The following is an 8,660-nucleotide window of genomic DNA, read 5'->3' as shown; positions in this document are numbered from 1 at the left end:
AAAATTGCGTCTAAGTTATTCATGCCCTTGTCCTTGGTAATCTTATGTTTCTTGGTCGAAAGATCTGATCACCACAAGGGCTTTTAGTTCATTTTCTTATGCGCAGCTCAGGTTAATTAAGTTATACTACTTTTGGGAATGAGCTCCAACTTATAACGTCATCATTGTTTACACGAATACTTAACTCATAAGAGCCTTGAGAGTTATTAAGCACGATGTCTTGCGACGCATACATATTTACAGCACGGCTTCCAGGCGCACCATTTTTAACTGCTTCGCAATCAACAACAACTTCTACGCGATGCATAGCCATCTTTTATCCTTAAAAATTTTAATATTTAACAATAAAGTGAATTAGATAATTAATGCGCTAGCAAAATTAAAAATTAATATTCACTAAAAATGGCCATATCGAAAAGCATATTCACCAGACACAAAGATGATACCCCCACGCCCAATATTGACCAACACCGCATTTACATTTGCAATTAAAAACTCACAAAAACCAACCGTTTTTAATTAGTGAAAGTCAAAAACTCGATTTACTTCAAGGCCATAACAGACTTCTTCAAATGGATACTTGTTCATAGTTAATCCCAATGCGCTGTCTAAATTTACCGCCCCATGCTTTTCGTAAAACAAACGCGCTCGATTGTTTTTTGCATATATCCATGTGTAGGCTTTTTGATATCCCTGCTCATATAGCTTTAGCAACCTAGCCTTGAGTAATGCTTGCCCAAGGCCCCTACCTTGGTAGCTTGGCTGAACATATCCCCGATAAAGTTCACCTGCATTTTGTTTGCATATTTTTCTACTTACAGGATTATGTGAGGCTCTGTATCCACCAGTTGCGCCGCATGCAGCTATTTTACGACCATCACAGATTAATATCGCATTGTGCTTTTCAGGTTGAGTTAAGATTGATAACCAGATTTGTTCAAAAAATGCAGGGGTCCCTTTTGAGAGCACTTCTTTTGGAAGAAATTGTCGAAATGCAAGTTGCCAACTTTCGCATGTTACTTTTGCCATATCTTTGACATCTTCTAGCGTTGCATGCCTGATCACTAAATTTTTTGGCAGGGACAAAGCACAAGTTAAGGCCTCTACGTCCTTTTCGATTATGTCCATATAAAACCTCTGATAAAAGTTAATTTTTGGGTAACAGGTGCAATACATTATTGTTACAAATCGATACTTGTACAGATTTTTATTCGAAAAAATTGGTTTTGTAACAAACGGAATAAGCGCATCTATAGCGTTTTTTATGCTAAGCCGTTAATATTAAATAAAACACTACAATGGCTGTGTTATATGAATAAGCAACTTCAAGATAGTTTTGAGCAATATTTCCAAGTTGATGACTCCAATCAAGTCAACCTTAAGGAAGTAAGTTCAGATCAAGTCCCGCAAACTCTTGCAGAACTAGAGTCAAGGATCCCTGCGCTATTCAAATTAACAACTGAGATGAAAGAGCTTGATCACAGTATGCTGAGTCCATTAAGGAATATGGGCGATTTTGCATCTGAGCTGGCAGCATTTTTACAAGCGCAATCGCGCAAAATAGATTTAATGATGAGCCATATTCTTGCCACCGAACAGCCTGATGAAGACAACATTTTCTGTGACTCCTATGGTGGTGGCGGCATCCGTTTTAGCTCTGAAATCGAATATTCAATTGGCAGTGCGTTTAGAACTAAACTCTTTTTGCGCCAAGAAGCCGCCGCCATTTACTGTTACAGTGAAATCATCGCAATAGATAAACTGGCATCAGACAAATTTCAATACACACTCGCTTTTAGCAATATTAGGGACGAAGATCGCGAGCTAGTCGTCCGCGCAAGTCTGCATGCACAAACCCGACAGTTAAAAAAACGTCAATCAGAGCAGAATAAAGAACAAAATAGCTGACACCTGAGAGCACAATGATAAACTAGCAGCTTAGTTATTTATTAGTGTTTTATCATGACCTTTAGACTTTTGCCTGAATGGGCGCCTCAAGATGCCGTTATGCTTACTTGGCCGCATCAAAATACAGATTGGGCGAGCATATTAGATAATGTTGAGCCTGTTTATGTTACTTTGTGTCAGCACATTAGTCAGCTGCAATCAGTGCTAATCGTTGCGCACGACGAGCCACATAAACTTCATATTACTCAGCTATTGCAGGATGCTGGTGTTGAACTATCAAAAATTATTTTTGTTGTTACACCGTGCAATGATACTTGGGCTCGTGATCATGGCCCGTTAACTTGCGCCAATGAGCAAGGTGAGCTGGCCATCAAAGATTTTATATTTAATGGTTGGGGTAACAAGTTTGAAGCAGCGCTCGATAACGCCATTAATGGCACATTAGTCAAACAAACTGCGAACCCTCGTAACCAATATAAAGCCTTAGATTTTGTGCTTGAAGGCGGTGGTGTAGAGATCAACGAGCATGGCGTCTTATTGACTACATCAGAGTGTTTGCTCAACCCTAATCGTAACCCAGAATATAATAAACAAAGCATCGAGTCTTTGCTTAAAGATGAGCTGGGTGCACATGACTTCTTGTGGGTTGATCATGGCTACCTCGCTGGTGATGATACCGATAGCCATATTGATACTTTGGTAAGGTTTGCGCCGAACAACACGCTTGTATATGTTCAGTGTGATGATCAAAACGATGAACATTTTGAAGCGCTAAGTGCTATGGAAAAGCAATTAATGAGCTTCAAGACTAGCCAAGGCGAAAGTTATAAATTAGTACCTCTGCCTTGGCCAAAAGCGGTTTACGACGACGAAGGGGATCGTTTACCTGCCACATACGCAAATTACTTGATAATCAACCGCACGGTATTAGTCCCCGTTTATGGTGATGAACAAGATCCACTCGCCTTATCTCAAGTACAAAAAGCGTATCCAGAGCACACAGTGATAGGCATAAATTGCCTGCCAATTATTCATCAATTCGGTAGCTTACACTGTATTACAATGCAGCTGCCACGCGGTTTTTTAAAATAGGTCACATCATGAGTCAACAATTACTTAAAGTTGGTTTAGTACAGCATGCCAACAGTCACGATCTGGCACAGAATACAGCAAAAACAGAGCAAGGCATTCGAGATGCTGCAAAACGAGGCGCTAAACTTGTTGTGCTTCAGGAGCTACACCGTAGCTTGTATTTTTGCCAAACAGAAGATACCGACTTGTTTGATTTGGCAGAGCAAATACCTGGGCCAAGCACAGAGTTTTACGCAAAACTCGCCAAAGAGCTAAACATTGTTATCGTTACTTCATTATTTGAAAAACGCGCGACAGGGCTCTATCACAATACTGCCGTGGTTATTGAAAGTGACGGCAGCATAGCTGGTAAATACAGAAAGATGCACATTCCTGATGACCCAGGTTTTTATGAAAAGTTTTACTTCACACCAGGCGATTTAGGTTTTACACCAATCCAAACTTCTGTTGGTAAACTTGGTGTATTGGTATGCTGGGATCAGTGGTTCCCTGAAGCTGCAAGATTAATGGCGATGGCGGGTGCCCAGTTACTTATCTACCCGACCGCTATTGGCTGGGACCCTAGAGACGAACAAGATGAACAAATACGCCAGCGTGATGCATGGATCATTTCACAGCGCGCGCACGCCGTTGCTAATGGTGTGCCAGTGATAAGCGTTAATCGCGTTGGCCATGAACAAGACCCTAGCGGACAAAGTGAAGGTATCCAATTTTGGGGTAATTCGTTTGTTGCGGGTCCACAAGGTGAGATGCTTGCTCACGCAAGTGAAACGCAAGAGCAAACGTTGGTTGTAGAAATCGATCAAGCACGTAGCGAATCGGTTCGCCGTATTTGGCCATATCTAAGAGACCGCCGCATCGATCATTATCAAGACCTTTGTAAAATCTATAGAGACTAAATAACAACAAATAGGAGTGTTCAATGGCATCTGCGCATTGGAGCGAGCTACCTTGGGTAAAAAGCCCAACCGATAAAATCCATTGGGGACAACTCAGTGGCAGTGGTTTAAGTGTTGCACTGAGCTCAGGTATAGCGCAACACCATGAATTGGTTGTAATCGTTACCCCTGATACGCCCTCTGCACTGCGATTGGAGACCGAACTCGGTTATTTGCTACCCGAGCGTCCGGTGATGGTTTTCCCTGACTGGGAAACTTTGCCATATGATCACTTCTCCCCTCATCAGGATATTATTTCTGCAAGATTGGCCTCTTTAAATGCCCTGAAACAGAAAAATGACAGTGTTTTAATTGTTCCTGTATCGACTTTGATGCTGCGCACTGCGCCGCCGGCTTTTATTTACGGTAACGCACTTAAGTATAAAGTTGGCGATGTTATTGATGCACAGCAATTAAAGTCTGCACTGAGTGAGTCGGGCTATCGACATGTTCAGCAAGTTATGGAGCACGGTGAGTTTGCCGTGCGTGGGTCTATTGTCGATTTATACCCCATGGGTAGTCCACATCCCTATCGCTTTGATTTTTTTGATGATGAACTAGATAGTATTCGTTTGTTTGATATTGAAACACAACGTTCTAGCGACAAAGTTGACGCAATCGACTTGCTACCAGCACATGAATTCCCAACCAATGAAGCTGATATTGAACGTTTTCGTATCGCTTATCGTGAAGCGTTTGGTGCAAGCGCTGAACAAGACTCTATCTATATGCAAGTGAGTAAAGGAAATTGGCCTGCTGGTATTGAATACTACTTGCCACTTTTCTTTGAAAAACTGGCTACAATTTTTGACTACTTGCCTGCTGATGCAACCATAATGCATCTTGGCGATATTGAGCATGCAGCACAATCCTTTTGGCAAGACGTTGAAAAACGATATGAGAATCGCCGAGTCGACCCATTAAGACCTTTGTTGGAGCCTGTAAAGCTATATCAACCAATAGAAGAGTTGTTTGGCAATTTCAACCGCTATGGGCGTATCAAACTCAGCCAAGCAAAGCTAGGTACTAAAGCTGGGCATACCAACTTGTTGGCCAGCCCTGTGGAAGATATTCGTATTGACCACAAGCTCGCTCAACCGTATAGCAAAATACTTGACTACATTACCGCGCAAAAAAAGCAACAAGGCCGAGTACTATTTAGCGTAGAATCGGATGGACGTCGTGAATCTCTCTTGACCCTATTAAAACCAACAGGGCTTAAACTCAAGGAGTTTTCAGGCTTTTCTGCGTTTGTCGCAGACAAAACTGATGTAGGGTTGATTGTCAGTCCACTGGAACAAAGTGTTTGTTTATTAGGCTCACCAAAATTAAATAATCCCGCTTTGAGTATTATTACTGAGCAAGAGTTGCTTGGTATCAAAGTCTCACAACGACGCCGCCGCAAACATAAGTACGAACAAGGCCAAGATGCGCTTATTCGCAATTTAGCTGAGTTAAAAGAAGGTCAGCCTATTGTCCATCTAGATCATGGTGTTGGCCGTTATATGGGCTTGCAAACAATTGATGCTGCAGGTGTTGCAACTGAATTTGTAACGATAACTTATGCGAACGACGCAAAGCTCTATGTCCCAGTGTCTGCACTGCACATGCTAAGTCGCTATTCTGGAGGCGAGGAAGCATCAGCACCTTTACATAAGCTTGGCTCGGATGTGTGGGAAAAGGCTAAGCGCCGAGCTGCGGAAAAAGTCCGAGATGTAGCGGCTGAACTGTTAGATATTTATGCCAAACGACAGAGTAAACCAGGACATGCCTTTAAATTAGATGGCGCATTGTATCGAGAGTTTGCCCAAAGCTTTCCGTTTGAAGAAACCGATGATCAGCGTAATGCCATTGAAGCGGTGTTAGCCGATATGCAATCTAACCAAGCGATGGACCGATTGGTATGTGGTGATGTTGGGTTTGGTAAAACAGAAGTAGCAATGCGTGGTGCATTTGCAGCCATAAGTGATAACAAGCAAGTCGCGGTTTTGGTCCCAACTACCCTACTTGCACAACAACACTTTGAAAACTTCAAAGATAGATTTGCCGATTTGCCTGTTGAAATAGGAGTACTATCACGTTTTAACAGCGCTAAGGAGCAAAAAGATACCCTTGATAAGCTAGCAAATGGCCAAATAGACATAGTGATCGGCACACATAAACTTATTCAAGCGAATATAAAGTTTAGCGACTTAGGCTTGTTAATTGTTGATGAAGAGCACCGTTTTGGTGTGAGACAAAAAGAAAAGATAAAACAACTTAGAGCGGATGTAGATATCTTAACGCTCACGGCTACTCCTATTCCACGGACATTGAACATGGCAATGAGTGGGATGCGTGATTTATCTATCATTGCAACGCCTCCGGCTAAACGCTTGGCAATTAAAACCTTCGTAAAAGAAAGAAATGACGACCTTATCAGAGAAGCTATTTTGCGTGAAATCAAGCGTGGTGGCCAAGTCTATTTCTTACATAACAACGTTGAAACAATTGACAAAACAGCAGCAGACTTAGCCGCGCTTGTCCCAGAAGCAAGCATTGCAGTAGCACATGGACAAATGCGCGAGCGAGAGCTTGAGCATTTGATGAGCGATTTTTATCATCAAAAGCATAATGTTTTAGTGTGTACAACAATCATTGAAACAGGTATCGACATTCCAACAGCCAATACCATTATCATGGACAGAGCCGATAAACTGGGGCTGGCGCAAATGCACCAGCTGCGCGGACGTGTTGGACGTAGTCATCATCAAGCGTATGCATATCTACTGACCAAGAACACTCAGAGTTTGACCAAAGACGCTGTCAAGCGCTTGCAAGCAATTGAGTCATTAGAAGACTTAGGCGCTGGGTTTGCTCTTGCAACCCACGACTTAGAAATTAGAGGTGCAGGAGAGCTGTTGGGTGATGACCAAAGCGGACAAATACAATCTATCGGTTTTAATCTTTACATGGAAATGTTAGATCAAGCCGTAAAAGCGCTAAAAGATGGAAAAGAACCAACACTGGAGAATTTGCTACAACAGCATACCGATGTTGATTTGAAGATCCCCGCACTCCTTCCTAATGATTATATTCCAGACGTTAACATGCGTTTGAGTATGTACAAGCGTATCGCCAGTGCTAACACTGCGGATGAATTGGATGAGCTACAAGTTGAACTGATCGACCGCTTTGGATTACTGCCTGATGCTGCAAAAAACCTGTTCCAAGTGCAACTTTTGAAGCAAAAGGCCAACCTACTTGGCATCAGTAAGGTCGAAGCAAACAATAAAGGCGGTTATTTTGAATTTAGTGATTCAACTAAAGTTAACCCAACGTTCATCATAGCTTTGATACAAAGCAACCCTCGTGTGTATAAGATGGAAGGCGCAAGTAAATTGCGTTTTGCAATAGAAGAAAAAAATGGACAAGAGCGATTAAAGCTCATAAGTGCTATGATCGAAGACTTTAATAAAAAGGCTGTTGCATGAAGCGTTTAGCAAAAATATCTATACTATTTCTCGCATTGACGCAGTCTATGTCAGCGTATGCATTGCGCTGGTTTGAAGTGGAGTTAATTGCGTTTGAGCAACAACCCTCTCCTTTACTAAGAGAAGATTTCACTTTAGTACACCCGCCAATCACCGGTAATAATCAGCTTGATTTACTTACCGATGGATTCAATGCACAAGGGCAACAGCGTTGCCTTGAGGGTGATGCCGATTTTGATCCGCGCCCACTTGCTCAAAAAGTTTATGATTCATACTCTTGGGCTTGCCCATCAAGCTATGACTACATCTCGCATTATGAAACGCTACCACTTTCTCCCTTTGCAGAGCCACAGGAGCAAATGGACAATATCTACTTATTATCACAGCAGCAGCTGCAATTTGCGGACACATTGAAGCAGCTGCAAAGAAAAGGGTTAAACCCAATATTACACACTGGATGGCGCTTTCCAGAGCAAAGTATGCGCAGAGCACCTTTTGTAAAAATCTTTGCAGGAAAACGATTTAAATCTCCTATCAGCTATAAACTAATCGACACACTCTCACAAGATGGTTATTTAGGACTCTTAGACAAACCGTTTTCAACACAACAAGAAAGTGATATCGATCATTGGCAGCTTGAAGGGTTGCTGAAGATCCATGTTAAGCACTATCTATATGTCACTAGCAACTTAGATATACGCTATCTTGCTGATAACGGAAATACTCAAACCGCGAGAATGTCACAATTCACAAGAGTATATAGCGGTGACATTCATTATTTAGATCATCCAAAACTTGGGATCATCTTTCAAATCAGAAAATACAAACACTAAAGACGGGTAAAATCATGAAAAAAATATTGGTTGGCGTAGCAATTTTAACACTTGTAGGCTGTTCAAAAGTCACTATGGAAAACTATAACAAAGTTAAAGTTGGCATGGATAAAACAGAAATAGAAGCTATCTTAGGTTCTGCCGATAATTGTGAAGAGAAAACTCTACACACTAACTGCACTTGGGGTAACGAGGACAAGCACATCAAAGTAACTCTCGTATCTGACAAAGTTACCCTTTATACTAAAAAAGGCTTAGAGCAATAATAGCAAAGGAGAGGCTGTCTCCTCTCCGACTGACCCTGTAACTAAATCTGTGTAACTGCCTATTATTAATCCCTATAAAGGGTTTAGGATAGGCAATGATGAATAAAAAAGAACTGGAAGCGTTTGCCAAGCAAGCTGCTAAATCAATTA

Annotated in this window: 8 protein-coding genes; 6 read left to right on the top strand and 2 right to left on the bottom strand. The window is 41.7% G+C overall.

Annotated elements, in window-relative coordinates:
* Window positions 1-121: 121 nt before the first annotated feature.
* Complete coding sequence (locus HC733_RS21245) at window positions 122-313, bottom strand: hypothetical protein (RefSeq protein WP_190366983.1); 192 nt, start codon at window positions 311-313, stop codon at window positions 122-124.
* Between the two features lie 206 nt (window positions 314-519).
* Window positions 520-1,128 carry a GNAT family N-acetyltransferase gene (locus tag HC733_RS21240; RefSeq protein ID WP_190366982.1) on the bottom strand — a complete coding sequence of 203 codons (609 nt, stop codon included), beginning with the start codon at window positions 1,126-1,128 and terminating at the stop codon, window positions 520-522.
* 183 nt (window positions 1,129-1,311) lie between these two features.
* Between HC733_RS21240 and HC733_RS21235 the strand changes: the two genes are divergently transcribed.
* From HC733_RS21235 to HC733_RS21210, 6 genes are read left to right on the top strand one after another with little or no spacing between them, the layout of a single operon-like run.
* Window positions 1,312-1,908 (top strand): PilZ domain-containing protein, encoded by a 597-nt coding sequence (locus HC733_RS21235; protein WP_190366981.1) that lies wholly within the window; start codon window positions 1,312-1,314, stop codon window positions 1,906-1,908.
* Between the two features lie 54 nt (window positions 1,909-1,962).
* On the top strand, window positions 1,963-3,000 hold the full coding sequence (locus HC733_RS21230; protein ID WP_190366980.1) for an agmatine deiminase family protein: 1,038 nt from the start codon (window positions 1,963-1,965) through the stop codon (window positions 2,998-3,000).
* An 8-nt stretch (window positions 3,001-3,008) separates the two neighbouring features.
* Entirely contained in the window at window positions 3,009-3,899 is an 891-nt protein-coding gene (locus HC733_RS21225; protein ID WP_190366979.1) for a carbon-nitrogen hydrolase, read from the top strand.
* A gap of 23 nt (window positions 3,900-3,922) precedes the next feature.
* Complete coding sequence (gene mfd / locus HC733_RS21220; protein ID WP_190366978.1) at window positions 3,923-7,411, top strand: transcription-repair coupling factor; 3,489 nt, start codon at window positions 3,923-3,925, stop codon at window positions 7,409-7,411.
* Window positions 7,408-8,244 carry a CsiV family protein gene (locus HC733_RS21215; protein ID WP_190366977.1) on the top strand — a complete coding sequence of 279 codons (837 nt, stop codon included), beginning with the start codon at window positions 7,408-7,410 and terminating at the stop codon, window positions 8,242-8,244. The genes mfd and HC733_RS21215 overlap by 4 nt, the downstream gene beginning before the upstream one ends.
* 14 nt (window positions 8,245-8,258) lie before the next feature.
* Window positions 8,259-8,510 carry a DUF3862 domain-containing protein gene (locus tag HC733_RS21210; RefSeq protein WP_190366976.1) on the top strand — a complete coding sequence of 84 codons (252 nt, stop codon included), beginning with the start codon at window positions 8,259-8,261 and terminating at the stop codon, window positions 8,508-8,510.
* The last annotated feature ends 150 nt before the right edge of the window (window positions 8,511-8,660 follow it).

The organism is Pseudoalteromonas sp. S16_S37, assembly GCF_014694405.1.
Lineage (GTDB): Bacteria > Pseudomonadota > Gammaproteobacteria > Enterobacterales > Alteromonadaceae > Pseudoalteromonas.
The sequence above is the reverse complement of the archived record's forward strand: the minus strand, read 5'-3'. Positions and strand labels throughout refer to the sequence as shown.

What these genes read in the sequence shown, in the direction of transcription:
- HC733_RS21245 (WP_190366983.1), bottom strand. Translation starts at nt 313, where the DNA reads ATGGCTATGCATCGCGTAGAAGTTGTTGTTGATTGCGAAGCAGTTAAA.
- HC733_RS21240 (WP_190366982.1), bottom strand. Translation starts at nt 1,128, where the DNA reads ATGGACATAATCGAAAAGGACGTAGAGGCCTTAACTTGTGCTTTGTCC.
- HC733_RS21235 (WP_190366981.1), top strand. Translation starts at nt 1,312, where the DNA reads ATGAATAAGCAACTTCAAGATAGTTTTGAGCAATATTTCCAAGTTGAT.
- HC733_RS21230 (WP_190366980.1), top strand. Translation starts at nt 1,963, where the DNA reads ATGACCTTTAGACTTTTGCCTGAATGGGCGCCTCAAGATGCCGTTATG.
- HC733_RS21225 (WP_190366979.1), top strand. Translation starts at nt 3,009, where the DNA reads ATGAGTCAACAATTACTTAAAGTTGGTTTAGTACAGCATGCCAACAGT.
- mfd (WP_190366978.1), top strand. Translation starts at nt 3,923, where the DNA reads ATGGCATCTGCGCATTGGAGCGAGCTACCTTGGGTAAAAAGCCCAACC.
- HC733_RS21215 (WP_190366977.1), top strand. Translation starts at nt 7,408, where the DNA reads ATGAAGCGTTTAGCAAAAATATCTATACTATTTCTCGCATTGACGCAG.
- HC733_RS21210 (WP_190366976.1), top strand. Translation starts at nt 8,259, where the DNA reads ATGAAAAAAATATTGGTTGGCGTAGCAATTTTAACACTTGTAGGCTGT.